The following is a 15,737-nucleotide window of genomic DNA, read 5'->3' on the forward strand; positions in this document are numbered from 1 at the left end:
GTAATTTCCATAGTTATGCTTTATTTTAAAGACTAAATATGTTTATAATTTCTGAAAAAGCAAGTAGTATATTGATAATTTTAACTTTAGAAATAATGGCTATTATTTAACGAATCTCCCTTATTATTAGAGGCTTAGTGGTTTTATTTCAATTGAAGGTTTAAAGAGCATTAAATCAATCTCTTAAAAATTTCAAACTTGAGAACATTTCAACAAACGTAGTAGCATTAACCTATTTAGGAATTGAATAAATAATCTGGGCCAAATCTAATAAACATTTTTGTTTCAGCTAATTTGGCTGTATTTTTGATTATAGATTAGTGAAAATCGGCCTTTATGAAACTTATACTCAGCATGCTATTCTTTTGTTTCTCGCTTTCGGGAATTGCGCAGATTGAAATTCCCAGAACGAACAATACCGGCGGCATTTTAAAACTTGAACCGGAAGAAAAAGGCTCCGGGTTCCCAATACTTCGCAGGGAAGAATCTTCAGAAGAAAATAAATATTTACGAGAAAAACCTAAAAAGTTGGATTTTAGGGAAACACCTCATAATATGAAAACTGCCGGCGATGCTATAAAAGAAAAATGGACTGCTGATAAAGAGGCGAAGAATATTTCTAAAGAGGATCAATATTTAGGGGATTTTAAAACCAAAGGAAAGTTTGTAGAGCTTTATGCCCGGGACCATCAATTTGTTGATGGGGACCAGGTAAATGTTTATGTGAACGGAAAATTTATTGAACGGGTAGTACTGGGAGGGAGCTTCCACCCGATTTTAGTCACCCTTGAAAGCGGATTCAACAATATTGAATTTGAAGCTATAAACCAAGGATCTTCCGGGCCTAATACTGCCCAATTAAAAGTTATTGAGGAAAACGGAAACCTTGTCGTTGCTAAAGAATGGAACCTATTAACCGGCGCAAGAGCAAGTCTTATTGTGGTTAAAGAGTAAAACTTTAGGTTTTGTATTCGTTACAAAAAAAGCGAATTGCTATAACGCAAATCTCTTTAAAATTCGAGATAAAATTTCCGGTTAGGCTCATATATAATATGCTTAATGTTTAATTTTATAATTACTGAATAACGCTAAACCTTAGCTTATTAGACATATTCTAAAAACTTTTATAACTTGTAAGAGCAAGCATTTTTTATTAAAAGTATCTTTAGATTCTAACTAATTTCAAATAATTAATATTATGAAACGTATATTAATTGCTATAGATTACCATCCAGTATCAGAAAAAGTGGTTAAAGCCGGGTATAAACTGGCGCAGCAAATGGGCGCAGAAGTTTGTTTGCTGCACGTGTTGGCCAATGTAAATTATTACAATGTAGATTATCCTACTTTTATGGGGTATTCCGGTTATAATGAAATGGCAGTAAATTTAGAAATTGCTTCAGAAATGCGGGAAGTGGTAGAAAGTTTTCTTAAAACTGCCGCCGCACATTTAGATGATGACTCGGTAGAAACCCATCTTTCAGAAGGTGATGCGGCACCGGCTATCCTTGAGTATTCTAAAACCTGGAATGCAGATCTCCTGGTTATGGGTACGCATAGCCACTCGGTTTGGGAAAAACTGCTTATGGGAACCGTAGCGTCTTCAGTGCTTGAAAAAACTGAGATTCCTATCTATATGGTACCGGTGAAGAAATAGGCTTTATACGTAAAAGAAAATAGAGAATAGACGAGAGAACAAAGAGAAGAGAAACAAGACTTAGGAATTTTCGAGTTCTATAATTGTTTCCAGGACTTTCGCATTAAATTTTGAACCTAAGTTTAATATGCCTACCTAATTAACAAAACATTATCCTGTAATTTTAAGCTTATAAATTTCTTCGTTTTAATTTTGAGTTCCTAAAGCCTGAGATTTTATTCATCTGGCGATAGGAAAATTAATCAAAAAATCTGAAGTAAATAGTTGGTTTAATGCATCTACTCGCCTTAGCATTTCTTGCACAAAATGTATCACCAGAAGCTTATTCGGTAGGTCCCTGGATTTGGGGAGGTTTTATTTTATTCATCTTAATTTTGCTTGTGGTAGATCTAAAATTAGTGATGCGAAAACCTCATAAAGTGTCCACAAAGGAGGCGGCTATTTATAGTGCTGGCTGGATAAGTTTAGGTCTGCTTTTTACCTTTGTTATTTGGATTTGGCAGGATGGCACCGCTGCTACAGAATATATTACCGGCTATCTCATAGAAAAATCCCTTTCTATGGATAATGTTTTTCTTTGGGCGGTCTTATTTAGTTATTTTAAGGTACCGGCAAAATATCAACATAAAGTTTTATTTTGGGGGATTTTTGGCGCTTTGGTATTGCGCGCTGCGTTTATCTTTGGAGGCATTGCCTTGTTAAACTCTATCCACTGGATTATCTATATCTTTGGGGTTTTACTATTATTTACTGCTTATAAAATTTTTAAAAGCGATAATGCAGGGATAGAGCCAGCAAATAATAGGATTATTCAATTGGTGGATAAAATACTGCCACAAACTAAAGATTTTGAAGCCGATAATTTTTTCGTTCGCAAAAATGGTAAAAAGATGGTTACCCCCCTTTTTACCGTTCTTATTATTATTGAACTCACCGATATTATTTTTGCTATAGATTCAATTCCGGCGATCCTATCCATTACGCGCGAGCAGTTTTTGGTTTTTAGTTCTAATGCATTTGCTTTGTTAGGATTAAGGGCTCTATACTTTTTGCTGGCAGATATGAAAGACCGTTTTATTTATCTAAATGAAGGTCTGGCTGTAATTTTAGCTTTTGTTGGCATAAAATTTTTAATAAGTGAATGGGTAGATATTCCAATATGGATTTCGCTTGTGTTTATAGTAGTGGTGCTCACCTTAGCCATTGTACTATCGCTCAAAAAAACAGGAGAATAGAAAAAACATGAATTTAAGTGTTTTTTAAAATCTTGATAATAAATAAATCAAGACGTTTTTATTTTTTTGCATTATCTTTATAAAGTATCTGCTGAATCAATAAGATTAGGGATATACTTTTTAATCGCAGGGCGATAGCCAGATGTTTAATTGCTTCTAATTTAAAGAGTTTTTTTGAAAAGCATACCTCGTACCTTTAGGCCGAGGTTGTTGATTTAACCCGAATAATTCTTGATAGTGATGAAAAGTATTTTTAATTGTAGTAGAGTATTAAGCTTAATCTTGTGAATATTCTGGCTTATATTTTATTTCCCAAACCTACCTAAAACATCGCCAATCAATTTGGAAAGCTACCTTATGGGTTTTAGCTAAAATCCCCTCCAGCATTAAATTGATATGAGAATGCGAAGTTTACTTTATCTTTAGTATTTGTCAAAACGAGAAGTAAAAAGTTTGGCAACTTTAATCACAGAGCGATGTCCAGGGGTTTAATGCCCCGGGGCTTGTCTTGAACTAAAAGAGTTTTTTTCGGAAGCATACCTCGCACCTTGGTTCGAGATTGTTAATTCTTTAATTAAAAAACTATTTGATCATAGCATGGATTATCCTGTAAAAATATTGATTGTAGAAGATGAAATGATTATCGCTGCCAATATTTCATTGCAACTATCCAAGCTTGGTTATAAAGTGACGGGAATAGTTTCATGGGGTGAGGAAGTATTGCCTCACGTTAAGCAAAATAAACCAGATATTGTATTATTGGATGTGCAACTTAAAGGTAAACTAGATGGGATTGAAACCGCCCGGGTCATGCAAAACGAGTTTGATATTCCTATTATTTACCTCACCGCTAATGCTGATGAGTCTAACTTTAACAGAGCAAAAACTACAAACCCGTTTGCATTTATTTCTAAACCCTTTAAGAAACTAGACCTTCAACGTGCTATTGAGCTGACGGTAAATAGGTTGGAATGCAGTTTAGATTCTGGTAGTTCTGCCACACTTGCCAATAATTCCCCGTTTATACTAAGTGATTGTATCTTTGTGCGTCATCGTGAAAAAATGGTAAAAGTAGCCATTCAGGATATTTTATATATAGAAGCTGAACGTAATTATTGCAGGATTTACTCTAAAACCAAAGAATATTTACTGGTTATAACGCTAAAAGGCCTGGATGAAAAACTCCCGGATAAGTACTTCTTGCGTATTCATCGTTCCTTTGTGGTTAATATATCCCATATAGATGAAATTGCTACGAGCTACGTGGTCATTGCAAGAAAAGCCATTCCACTAAGTAAGAGTCTTAAAGAAGAATTGCTAAAAAGATTACAGACTATTTAATTTGCAGGGTAGGGGGTGAATTCAATAGTAATGCGCGTACCTTTCACACGGGAATAGGTGCTTATTTTTCCATTAAGCTGTTTAGAGAGCAGGCCAATAAGTTGTGTGCCAAAGCCTTTATTTATTTCTGATTCTCTTTCCAGGCCAACTCCATTATCTTCCACACTAAGTTTCAAAACATTTTTTGAAATTCGCTTTAAAGCTATATTTATTCTTCCCTTATTATAATGAGGGAAAGCATATTTTAATGCATTGGTAAGAAGTTCATTTACTATTAAGCCCAGCGGGGTAGCAATATCTACCTCCAATTTTAGCGGTTTCATGGTATAAAAGATTTCAATGCGGTCTTCCATGCCAAAAGCGTTTATTATATATTGACCCAAATTGATAAAATAAGCTCTCATTTCTATAGTTCCCAGGTTTTCCTCCTTGTACAGGCGTTGATGTATCATTCCCATAGAATGAACCCTGTTTTGACTCTCCTGCATGGCTTCTATAGCCAATGGATCCTGAAGTCGCGAGGAGTGCAAAGCCAAAAGACTGGAGATGATTTCCAGGTTGTTTTTTACACGATGGTGAATTTCTTTAAGCAAAAAGACTTTTTCCTGATTTTGTTTATACAGTAATTTATTCTTCTTCTTATTACTGCTGAAAGATGTATAAAGCACGCCAAGAAACAAAAGTAACAACCCGGTTAATATCAATATTAAGGTTTGCCGGGTTTGTTGTTGGCTAATTTTTTCCTGTTGAAGGTTAATGGTTTCCTCTTTTAAGGCTACATCAAATTCTGTTTGCAAAAGAGAGATACGTTGGTCTGCTTGCTTGGTGAAGATGATATCCTTCAATCTTTCATGTTTCTTTAATGCAGCAAGAGCATTTTTAAAGTCCCCCAGGTTCTCATAAGCCAGGGCCAGTTCCCCGTAAGTTTGATTTAAGTAATATTCGTCTCCAAAATCTTTAGTTGCTACTTCAATACTATTATTTAAGCTTATTACCGCGGCATTATAATCGGCTCTTAAATTCTGCAGTTTACCCAGGGACAACCAGGAACGCATCATCATAAAATTATTATCCAGTAATTCGGCGTATTTCAAAGCATTTTCTCCCGCTATCTGTGCTTTTTCATACTTTCCTAAGTAGGCAAAAAGATCGGTTTGGGAAATATAAATATCGCTTAGGTTATTGTAAAATCCATAATGTTTTCCAATTTTTTCTGCTTGCTTAAAATAATTTAATGCTTTTTTGAAATTCTTTAATTCCAAATAATTATTAGCAACTACGTAAAGTGTAAAGTCATAATCCAGGTCTTTTAATCCCCATTCTTCGAATAATTTCAATGATTTTAATCCGAATTCCACGCCTTTTGCAAATTTGGACTGTTTCCAGAAAAGGTTGCTCAAATCACTGTAAGCCATGACCTGCGCTTTTTTATCGTCCAATCTTCTACCCAGTTCGAGCGATTTTATAGCATAGTCGGCCGCCTTGTCCAATTGTCCTTTACGCTCAAAAACATACCCTAACTGCGTGTTTAAATTAGCCAAATCTTTTGAATTCACTTTGTGTGCGGCTTCTTTTAAAATTGTAAATGCAGAATCCAACTTTTCCTGTCGTAATAAAATAGCCGCCTGGGTTATTTGAAACCTACCATACCATAAAGCATCATTCTTTTTTTGAGTTAATACGAGTCCCTCTCTCGTATAACTCATAGCCGTGGTCAAATTTCGGGTATGCCAATAATAAGCCAGATCATTAAGCATAGAGAATTTAATGGAATCTGGCTGTGCTTCAGGATAATATTGTTGTAAAGTCTTTAAATAAGAAGCATCAAATTGATCAGTTTCCACAAAAACTTTTTTGTAAGCGCCTGTTGCCTTATCGAAAATATCCTTTTGGGCGCTTAGGCTTGTTGTTCCTCCCAATAAGAGCATCAAGCTCAAAATAAATATTCTGCCTGCTATTTTCATGGAATTGCGAATTCTGGGAGGTATTACCTAAAGTACGAAATTGTTACAAAAATGCTGCGATAATTAAAAGCATTCCTTCGGACAGGAAAAAGTAGCGCTCATCCTATATTGTTTTCTAATTATTTTGATTGTCAGTTACTTAGTTGTTGTTGAAATAAAAATATTATTTCAGAAACCTTTAAAACAATGTATAATGAAAACACTACAACAAAAATTAATGTTTATGCTACTGGTAATAGCGCCAATTTTTATGAACGCCCAAAATCAGGCTTATTGGGTACACGAAGACCAGGTTAAACCAGCTAAAGTGATGGAATACGAACAGGTGACAAAAGATTTTATTGATGCCTGTAAAGAACACAACTTACAAAATGGCGATTGGGCTGCGGCCCAGGTAAATGATGGTAAGTATTTGACCATTTCGCCTATTCAAAAGATGGCAGATTTCGATAAAAACCCGCTGGCACCATTAGCAGAAAAGATGGGAGAAGAAGAATTTAGAAGAATCTTTGATCGTTTTAACCAGTGTTATGACAAACACCGGGATTATATAGTTATTCTAAATAGCGACCTATCTTATATGCCAGAAGGGCTGGATGTGAATACCCCTGGACAGGATTACAGAAAATGGCATTTCTTACATGTAGTTCCCAGTAATATTTCAAAACTCCGGGCTAAAATGAAAGAAATTAAGGCGCTGTATAGTGAGAAAGACTCTAAAGAATATTATCGCGTTTATCGCAGCGCGTTTGGAACTAATGGAGATTATTATCTTGTTACGATTTCAGCAAAAGATGCCCTGTCTTACGCGCAGGTAAGTGCCGAAAATGATAAATTTTTGGGAGAGGAAGGTGAGAAAATGATGAGAGAGTTATATGGACTTCTAGAAAGTTATGAAGTGAAAACCGGTAGAATGAGACCAGATTTGGGATATGCCGCTGTAATAGAATAACCACGAATTAAGCAAGTTTGTGGGCAAAACCTGTATCGTTCTAAATCTCAATGTATTTGAATAATTCAGGTTAACACTTTTGGATAATTTACGAGAGTTGTCTCCATTCTTGAATATAGAAAATCTGGTAAAGCTTATGTGTAGAAGATTATTGCTGTGAATCACGTGAATATTCCGGTTAAATCCCTCCAAAGGTTTGCTTCGCTCAGGTTGTGAGTTTTAATCGCTGGTCGATAGCCAGGAATTTAATTCCCTGTAGGTTTGCCCCGAGATAAAAGTATTATTTAGGAAACATAAGTTGCACCCTTGGGGCGAGGTAGTTTACTGAAAGAATAAACTAATCAAATTCCTGCAAGGCTCTAAAACCTTGCAGGTTTAAATAAAACATTATGAAAAAGATAGGTATCATAGGTGGTTGTGGTTTTATTGGGAGCTATATCACCCGGGAATTTCTCGACAATAATTTTGAGGTAAAGGTTTCGACAACCAATATTTCGAATAAGAAAAAGTACCAACATTTAATGAATTTGGCGCATTTTGATAATTTACATATTTGTGAATTAAATGTATTAAATAAAAAAGCCTTACAGGAGTTTGTTACAGATTGCGATATAATTATTCACGGGGGCACCCCATTTCAATTAGAATTAGAAAATACGCAAAGCGAACTTATTGAACCCACCATCACAGGAACAGAAAACTTATTGCAGGTTATTGATAAAACCCCGGGTATAGAAAAGGTTGTTTTTATCGCTTCGGTTGCGGCCTGGAACACCAATTTCCCCTATCCGGCTGGATCCAGGAATGCAAATGAAAGTTTTGATGAAAAATCGCATAGGTTTACCAGTTTAGAAAGTCACCCCTATTGTAAAGCTAAATTTATCGCCAACCAAACAGTAGAGAAGTATATAAAAGATCATCCTAACCTGGAGTTTGAAATTACCACCGTCTCACCGGTTATGGTAATGGGCAAATCCCTTTCCAATCGTGAGGATTCCACCTCTTGTGGATTTCAGTTTTTAATAAAGAACAAAATTATTCCAGACGAGTTTCTTAAAGACTTGTTTGAAAATGATGTAGATTTAGCGCTCGTTGATGTAGAAGATGTGTCTCACGCCATCTTTAAAGCTGCAACCACAAAAGGGTTACACGCAAAAGATTTCCTGCTTAGCAGTGAAAGTTATAAAGTCTCAGACGTGCATGCGATGCTTAATCATAAAAAGCCCAAAGAAGAAGCAAATATTGTATATCAAAATAATCTGGCTCAAAAGGATCTTGGTGTTCAATTTAGACCTGTTGAGTTGACCTTAAATAATTATAGAGCTTAAGCCTTAAGTATAGAATGTACAAATTTCACTCTTTTGTGAATGGGTTGAACTTGCCAAAACCTAAAAAAGCTGAGGATTCTAGACATACTCCAACACAACTTTGCTCATCTTTAATGTATTGTATTATAAAAAAAAATCCCCCTGTTTTCTTTTATCCCTACAATAAAACTTTCTAAAAGAGCTTCCCCCAAAGCCGAAAACAGAAGGAATATTTTAATCTTAATTTCTTAAAAATCGATCATTTCATATTTTAAATTTCATCATTCACTTTAATATTAAACTTACCATCATTAACGATTATTTTTTTACCTTTTTTAGAGTAAAGTACACCAGAGAATGTTCCTTTAATCTTATGGTTTTCCATATTGGTAATTATTAATTCGCTATATCCCTGATTACTAAATTCATCTTTCTGATAGTTTTGAGAATTATAAGTTTCAGATATTAAACTCGGGTTGTCAATTGGTTTTATCACGATATACCCTTTGTGAATGCCGGGTGCTAAGGTTTCATTTGAACTTAGCATTAAATAAATCATAATTCCGTCTAAAGAATTAGAAAGCCCAACTTCTAGTTTTTTATCACTCGCTGAAATATTAGTAGTAAACGTAGTTTTAAAATCTATTTTCTCATCATTACTTAATGTAATTGTGGCCGTTCCGTTTAACTCATTAATTTCTTCTTTTACCTCCTTCTTGCACGAAAGCAGTAAGGACAAACAAATTGTGCCTAAAATCAGTATGTTTGTTCTTAGCTTCATCATTCTGTTGAAGATGCAGGGTTTTTTAAATAATGGCGAATCCCAATTGTTGCTGCTTTCAGTTTAAAGATGGCACTTTTATACCTATTAAAAAGCAACTAATGAAGTAACAGTGCGTATAAATTAGTTAAACTAACATTTGCTTTAGGTTATTGAGTTATTCAGAATTTATAATTTACATACACTATCTTAATTCAGAAGCTGGGTTCACTCAGTGAGAATAACTTTTAAATAACCTTTAATTGTTCAGTTTGTTAAAAAAAAGCTATTTTTAGAAGTAATCTTTTATCCAGGTTTTAAGAATTTAATTATGAGAGTAGCTATTGTAGATGATGAAGTGCATTGTATAGAAGGTCTTGTATTGCATTTAAAAAGTTTATTTCCCGACACCGAAATTGTTTACAAAGCAACCAATCCAGAGGAAGCATTGGAAGCTTTACCAGCAGCAAAACCAGATTTATTGTTTTTGGATGTTGAGATGCCCAATATGAATGGATTTGAATTACTGGATCAACTTTCCAGTTATTCTTTTGATGTGATTTTTATCACCGCTTATAGCCAATATGCAATTAAAGCTTTTAAAGCCAAAGCAATAAATTACCTGCTAAAGCCAATAGATGATGAGGAATTGCAAAACGCAATTGAGGAGTGGAAAGCAGCACGAGAGACTAAAAATGAAATTTCTGCAGAAAAATTAGATGCGCTCTTAAACTATTTAAAAAGAGAAGGGATTTTAAAAAATAAAATTGCAGTAGCGGTGACCGATGGATCTGAATTTATTGAAACCAATGATATTCTATATTGCCAGGGACAAAATAATTACACTTTCCTTTATTTAAACGATAATAGGAAGCTGGTGATTAGTAAAACCCTAAAAGATTTTGAAAAATTGCTGGATAAATATTTCTTTTTACGTATTCACAAATCATTTCTTATTAACCCTAACCATATAAAAAAATACATAAAAAGAGACGGAGGATATTTAGTCATGCAAAATGAAAAATCTATCCCGGTAAGTAAAAATAAAAAAGACCTTATTACGGGACTATTCGATGCTATAAACAAGTCTAATTAATAAACCCTATCCATCCTTCTGTCCCTATGTTCATCTTAAAAAGACACCTCAAAAAGATATTTTTATTATGCCTGCCCGGTGTGATGTGTCTTTTCCCGTTATTAATGCACTCTCAATCTAAAATCGACAGCCTTAAAACATTGTTGCAAAAAGAGCAGGTCGATTCATTAAAAGTTTTTACGGCTATAGATCTTTCCCGGCAAATTCATCGCGAAGCTCATCAAATAGATGAAGAATATAAGTACGCTAATGAGGCGATAGATATAGCTTTAGGAATTAATGATACGCTACTTTATGCGCGTGCCCTGGATAATTTAGGATTGCTAAGACGGTTTCACCAGGAATATGCTGAGGCCCTGGTTATGCATGCCAAAGCTTTTAATCTTATAAAAGACAAACCGGTAAAACCTATATACAAAATGATAATTGGTAATAACGCCGGTGTCGCAGGCAGGTATAACCAACAATATGACAGGGCCATTGCTTTTTATATGGAGACGCTAAAAATAGCAGAAGCCGAAGAAGACATCAAGAATATTGCCATTTCCAGCAATGGTATTGGTAATGCGCTGGGACATATTGCGGGTAGGGAAGAAGAGTCTTTAAAGTACTATAAGCGTTCATTGAAAGCTGAAAAAGAACGAGGAAACAGCTTAGGAATTGCAATGAACCTCCTATCTATTGGTGATCATTACACCGATAAAGGTAATTTTGATGAAGCCAGAAAACACCTGGATCAATTGATGAAAATTAATAGGGAAAGAAACGATAAATATGGTCTGGCGATTACTCATCAATTCTACGGAAAAAATTATTTTAAAGAAGGAAAAGATTTAAAAAAAGCCAGCTTCTATTTTCAAAATGCCCTGGAGAGATTTACAGAGATGGGCGATAAACATAAGGAAGCAGAGTTGCTTTACAGTTTGGGGGAGATACAAACGGAACAAAATCAACCAAAAAAAGCTAAAGTCTCCTTTTTAAACTCCTTAGCCCTGGCAGAAGCGCTTAGACACCACGGTTTAATCATGAATAATTCCTATAAATTATCTCAAATTTATGAGGAAGAAAATAATGCATCCCAGGCTTTAGATTATGTTAAACAAGCTAAAATATATGAAGACAGCATAAAGTTTACCGATCAACAAGTTGAGATTGCCGCCCTGGTGCGAAAATATGATCTTGAAAAAAAGGAGAATTTTATACAATTGTTGGAAAAAGATAAAGCGCTGCAACAAACATTATTGAAGAACCAGGAACAAAAATTAGAGCGCCGTAGAATTTTTATTTTTCTCCTGGCGTTAATTATTGTGGCTATCGTAGTTATTGGGATTATGCAATACCGAATTATGCAAACCAGAAGAAAAACAACGATGTTGGTACAGGAGGAGGAGAAAAAGAAAATGAATGCTATTTACGAACGTAACCTGGCGCAGGCCGAAATTTTATCGACGCGTTTACAGATAAATCCGCATTTCTTGTTTAACAGCCTTAATGCTATTAAATATCTTATACAGAGTGAACAAAACCAAAAAGCTTCAAAATATTTAATTGTTTTTAGCCGCTATACGAGAATGGTATTAGAAACTTCTAAAAAACATACGGTACCTTTACCCGAGGAACTTCAATTGGCTCGTTATTACCTCACCCTGGAGTCTAACCGGTTCGAGAAAGACTTTACTTACCAGATTAACGACTATGATGAGCATAAGTTAGAAAAAGCAAAAGTACCTCCATTGTTACTTCAACCCTTTATAGAAAATGCAATATGGCACGGGTTACTCCCAAGCAAAAAAGAAGAGAAAATTTTACGAATTGACATTTCTTCCGAAGAAAAATTAATAAGAATTGTGATAGATGATAATGGAGTGGGAAGAAAGAAAGTAGTGTCAAATCCCAGGGAGCAAAAGCACAGCAGTATGGGGATGAAAATTACACAAGATCGTATCGCTTTATATAATGATAGCCATTCTTCTAAACTTTTTTATAAGGTAATTGATAAAAAGGACGAAAATGACCAACCAACCGGTACGAGGGTTATCTTAGAAATTACCAATTTTAATAAAAAAAGTTATAAAAAAGAAGACTTTCTAAATTTAAAATAACATTAAAAGTATGTTAATGCGAAAAAGCTAAAACGCTATTCTACTGTAAATAAAACTAAGGGCGCTATATTAAAATAACTTTAAAATTTTATCTTTGGCATTATGTATTACATAAACCTTAGTTATTCATGAGACGATTATTTTTCACCCCTATTATCTTACTTTGTTTTAGTATAATTTATCCCTCTTTTGAGGTTTCTGGACAGGAAGAAAAGCCTTATTATCAGGATCAACTAATAAACCAGGAAAACAGGATGCCCATGCGCGCCTTTTACCAGGTTTATGAAAGCGATCAATTGGCCAAAGACAACAATTGGAGGGCGTCTAACAAATATATTGATATTAATGGCACCTGGGATTTCGGTTTTGTTGAAAAACCAGCCGATGTTCCTACCGGTTTCTTTAAAGAAGACTTTAATACTTCCAATTGGAAAACGTTAGAAGTTCCTTCTAATTGGGAAATGCACGGTTATGGTTATCCTATTTATACCAACGAGAAATACGATTGGCATAATTTAATGGATATAGACCCGCCCAATGTTCCAGAAAGTTATAACCCGGTGGGGATGTATCGTAGAACTGTAGATGTTCCCAAAGACTGGAAAGATAAAAAAATTGTATTGCATATTGGGGCCGCAAAATCTAACCTAAAAGTTTGGGTAAATGGTGAATATGTAGGCTATGGAGAAGATGGGAAATTGTTCCAGGAATTTGATCTTAGTGAATATGTAAAACCGGGAAAAAATCTTATAGCTTTAAAAGTAATGCGATGGAGCGATGGCTCTTTTCTTGAAGACCAGGATTTTTGGCGAATGAGCGGAATTACCAGAGAAAGCTTTTTAATAGCGAGAGAGCCGGTATATCTAGAAGATTTTTATGTTGTACCAGAGTTGGATGAAAATTATAAAAATGCTAATTTAAAGGTACACACCCAGTTTTCAGCCTTACCAAAACGCGATAAGCACAGCTTAAAAGTTGAACTTATAGACGGTGATAAAATTTTAGCTTCCGAAGAACGTAAAGCCAGCGAATGGAAACAGGATAGTATAGTAAATTTTGCAGTAAATAATCCTGAAAAATGGTCAGCTGAAACCCCTAATTTATACGATCTAAAATTTACACTTAAGGATAGGAGAAGTAATACAAAAGAAGTAATTATCCAGAAAGTTGGTTTTAGAAGTGTAGAAATTAAAGACGGACAGTTATTGGTGAATGGCAAGCCTATTCTTATAAAAGGAGTAAATAGACACGATACCGATCCTTCTACCGGTCAAACCATGACACGGGAACGTATGGAACAGGATATTAAGGTGTTAAAAGAGTTTAATTTTAATGCGGTACGAACTGCACATTATCCTAATGATAATTACATATATGAACTAGCAGATAAATATGGACTTTATGTAGTAGATGAAGCTAATATTGAATCTCATGGTATGGGTTATTCCTTAACACGTACCCTGGCTAACGATCCAACCTGGGAAAAGGCGCATTTAGAGCGTTTATCTAGAATGGTAGAGCGTGATAAGAACCATCCTTCTATTATTATATGGAGTATGGGCAACGAAGCGGGAAATGGTTATAACTTTTACAGAGGGTACAAGTTGATAAAAGAAATGGACCCCACCCGGCCTATTCAACACGAAAGAGCTATTCTGCCCTGGCAACCAAAAGGACAAATGAACGTAGAGTGGAATACTGATATAATTCCGCCAATGTACCCATCTATTGCAGATATGAAAGAATATGCCAAGGATCATCCAAATATGGATCGTCCTTATATTATGTGTGAGTATGCGCATGCTATGGGAAATAGTATAGGGAACTTCGTAGAATACTGGGATTTTATAAGAAGTCACAGAAATTTTCAGGGTGGTTTTATATGGGATATGGTAGATCAAAGTATTTATAAAACCTTGGAAGATGGAACCGAAATCCTTGCTTACGGAGGGGATTTTGGACCAGATGATGTACCCAGTGCTAATAATTTTTTAAATAACGGGGTGTTTAGCCCAGAGCGGAATCCAAATCCCCATGCCTGGCAGGTTAAAAAGGTACAACAGGATATTCATACAAAACTGAAGGATAAATCAGGGGAAATTAGCGTTTACAATGAGCGATTTTTTAAAGACCTCTCAGATGTTAAGCTAAGCTGGGAAGTAGCTTTAGATGGGGAAGTAGTAGCCTCGGGAGAATTAGATGAACTTAATATTGCTCCCCAGGAAACTAAGGAGTTTGAGCTTCCATTAAATTTAAGCGGAAAAGAATATAATGAAGCCTTTATAAATATTACCTATACCCTTAAAGAAGACACCCACTTTTTAAAGCAGGGTTATGCGATTGCTGAAGAGCAATTAACATTGAAAGAAATGGAAGCTTCAGATTTGGAAATAACTTCAGCAGGAAAACTAAATGTTGAAAATGGAAATACTGAACTAAGACTTACTTCAGAAAAAACCAGTTTTATTTTTGATAAAAAAACAGGCTTTTTAAAAGAATATAAAATTGACGGACAGGATGTGATCAAAAATGGCTTCGAGCTTCGACCTAACTTTTGGAGAGCACCCATAGATAATGATTATGGAGCAGGGCTTCAGGCAAAATTAAAGCCGTGGAAGGAAGCTATGGAAAATCTAAAGCTAAAAAGCTTTAAACAGAATGTAGAAAATAGCTTGAATACTGTTATGGCTACTTATAGGTTGGAAAAAGTAAATGCCGATCTATCTCTTAATTACAAATTAAATGCTGAGGGAGAGATTTTAGTAGATTTCGATTTAAAGATAGATGACGATAAAGATGTTCCTATGATCTTTAGAGTGGGAATGAAAATGGCTATGCCCGCAGGTTTTGACAATTTGGAATACTATGGTCGTGGTCCACACGAAAACTATGCCGATCGAAAGGAGACCGCGCTAATTAAAATTTACGAGCAAACTGTAGATGAGCAATACTATCCCTACATACGCCCACAAGAAACGGGAAATAAAAGTGACGTACGCTGGTTAACTCTAAAAGGAAACGGAGTTAATTTAAAAGTTACCGGGGATAAGCCTTTCAATTTTACAGCTTTGCACTATCTGGCAGAAGATCTTGATGATGGTGAAAAACGCGAGCAAAGACACGCTGCCGAGGTTGAAAAGAGGGATTTAACCAATCTATTTATCGACACAGCGCAAATGGGACTTGGAAGTATTAACAGTTGGGGTAGATTACCGCTAAAGAAATACTGGTTAACGGACAAGGAGTATAAATACAGCTTTAAAATAAGTCCTGAATAGAATGTTCTGGGGACCTCCCAGGTTTTAAAACCCTGGGAGCCCTTA

11 protein-coding genes are annotated in these 15,737 nt (G+C 35.2%); 9 read left to right on the forward strand and 2 right to left on the reverse strand.

Annotated features, from left to right (window positions below):
• Positions 1–336 precede the first annotated feature (336 nt).
• The 4 genes from BUA71_RS10875 (at position 337) to BUA71_RS10890 (ending at position 4,233) form a co-directional block, all read left to right on the forward strand.
• The gene (locus BUA71_RS10875; RefSeq protein WP_072879659.1) at positions 337–954 is read left to right on the forward strand and encodes a hypothetical protein; all 618 of its coding nucleotides are present in this window, start codon (positions 337–339) and stop codon (positions 952–954) included.
• Positions 955–1,198: 244 nt separating this feature from the next.
• Complete coding sequence (locus tag BUA71_RS10880; protein WP_072879661.1) at positions 1,199–1,657, forward strand: universal stress protein; 459 nt, start codon at positions 1,199–1,201, stop codon at positions 1,655–1,657.
• Between the two features lie 272 nt (positions 1,658–1,929).
• Positions 1,930–2,892: a TerC family protein gene (locus BUA71_RS10885; protein WP_072879663.1), complete on the forward strand. Its 963-nt coding sequence runs from the start codon at positions 1,930–1,932 to the stop codon at positions 2,890–2,892.
• A gap of 597 nt (positions 2,893–3,489) precedes the next feature.
• Complete coding sequence (locus BUA71_RS10890; protein ID WP_072879665.1) at positions 3,490–4,233, forward strand: LytR/AlgR family response regulator transcription factor; 744 nt, start codon at positions 3,490–3,492, stop codon at positions 4,231–4,233.
• Here BUA71_RS10890 and BUA71_RS10895 read toward each other — a convergent pair.
• Positions 4,230–6,197 (reverse strand): tetratricopeptide repeat-containing sensor histidine kinase, encoded by a 1,968-nt coding sequence (locus tag BUA71_RS10895; RefSeq protein ID WP_245812572.1) that lies wholly within the window; start codon positions 6,195–6,197, stop codon positions 4,230–4,232. The genes BUA71_RS10890 and BUA71_RS10895 overlap by 4 nt on opposite strands.
• A gap of 193 nt (positions 6,198–6,390) precedes the next feature.
• On the opposite strand from BUA71_RS10895, the gene BUA71_RS10900 reads away from it, so the two are divergent.
• Both BUA71_RS10900 and BUA71_RS10905 read left to right on the forward strand, forming a co-directional pair.
• A complete protein-coding gene (locus tag BUA71_RS10900) occupies positions 6,391–7,149 on the forward strand; it encodes a hypothetical protein (RefSeq protein ID WP_072879669.1) in 759 nt (252 codons plus the stop codon).
• A gap of 389 nt (positions 7,150–7,538) precedes the next feature.
• On the forward strand, positions 7,539–8,477 hold the full coding sequence (locus BUA71_RS10905; RefSeq protein WP_072879671.1) for an NAD-dependent epimerase/dehydratase family protein: 939 nt from the start codon (positions 7,539–7,541) through the stop codon (positions 8,475–8,477).
• A 250-nt stretch (positions 8,478–8,727) separates the two neighbouring features.
• Here the strand turns inward: BUA71_RS10905 and BUA71_RS10910 are convergent, their stop codons facing one another.
• Positions 8,728–9,195, reverse strand: a complete 468-nt coding sequence (locus BUA71_RS10910) for a hypothetical protein (protein WP_139277089.1) — start codon at positions 9,193–9,195, stop codon at positions 8,728–8,730.
• Positions 9,196–9,547: 352 nt separating this feature from the next.
• On the opposite strand from BUA71_RS10910, the gene BUA71_RS10915 reads away from it, so the two are divergent.
• From BUA71_RS10915 to BUA71_RS10925, 3 genes are all read left to right on the forward strand, one after another.
• Positions 9,548–10,312 carry a LytR/AlgR family response regulator transcription factor gene (locus BUA71_RS10915; protein ID WP_083572080.1) on the forward strand — a complete coding sequence of 255 codons (765 nt, stop codon included), beginning with the start codon at positions 9,548–9,550 and terminating at the stop codon, positions 10,310–10,312.
• Between the two features lie 140 nt (positions 10,313–10,452).
• Positions 10,453–12,414: a tetratricopeptide repeat protein gene (locus BUA71_RS10920; protein ID WP_072879677.1), complete on the forward strand. Its 1,962-nt coding sequence runs from the start codon at positions 10,453–10,455 to the stop codon at positions 12,412–12,414.
• Between the two features lie 128 nt (positions 12,415–12,542).
• Positions 12,543–15,692: a beta-galactosidase, LacZ type gene (locus BUA71_RS10925; protein WP_083572082.1), complete on the forward strand. Its 3,150-nt coding sequence runs from the start codon at positions 12,543–12,545 to the stop codon at positions 15,690–15,692.
• Positions 15,693–15,737: the final 45 nt, after the last annotated feature.

It is taken from the genome of Salegentibacter echinorum, from assembly GCF_900129445.1.
Taxonomy (GTDB): Bacteria; Bacteroidota; Bacteroidia; order Flavobacteriales; family Flavobacteriaceae; genus Salegentibacter; species Salegentibacter echinorum.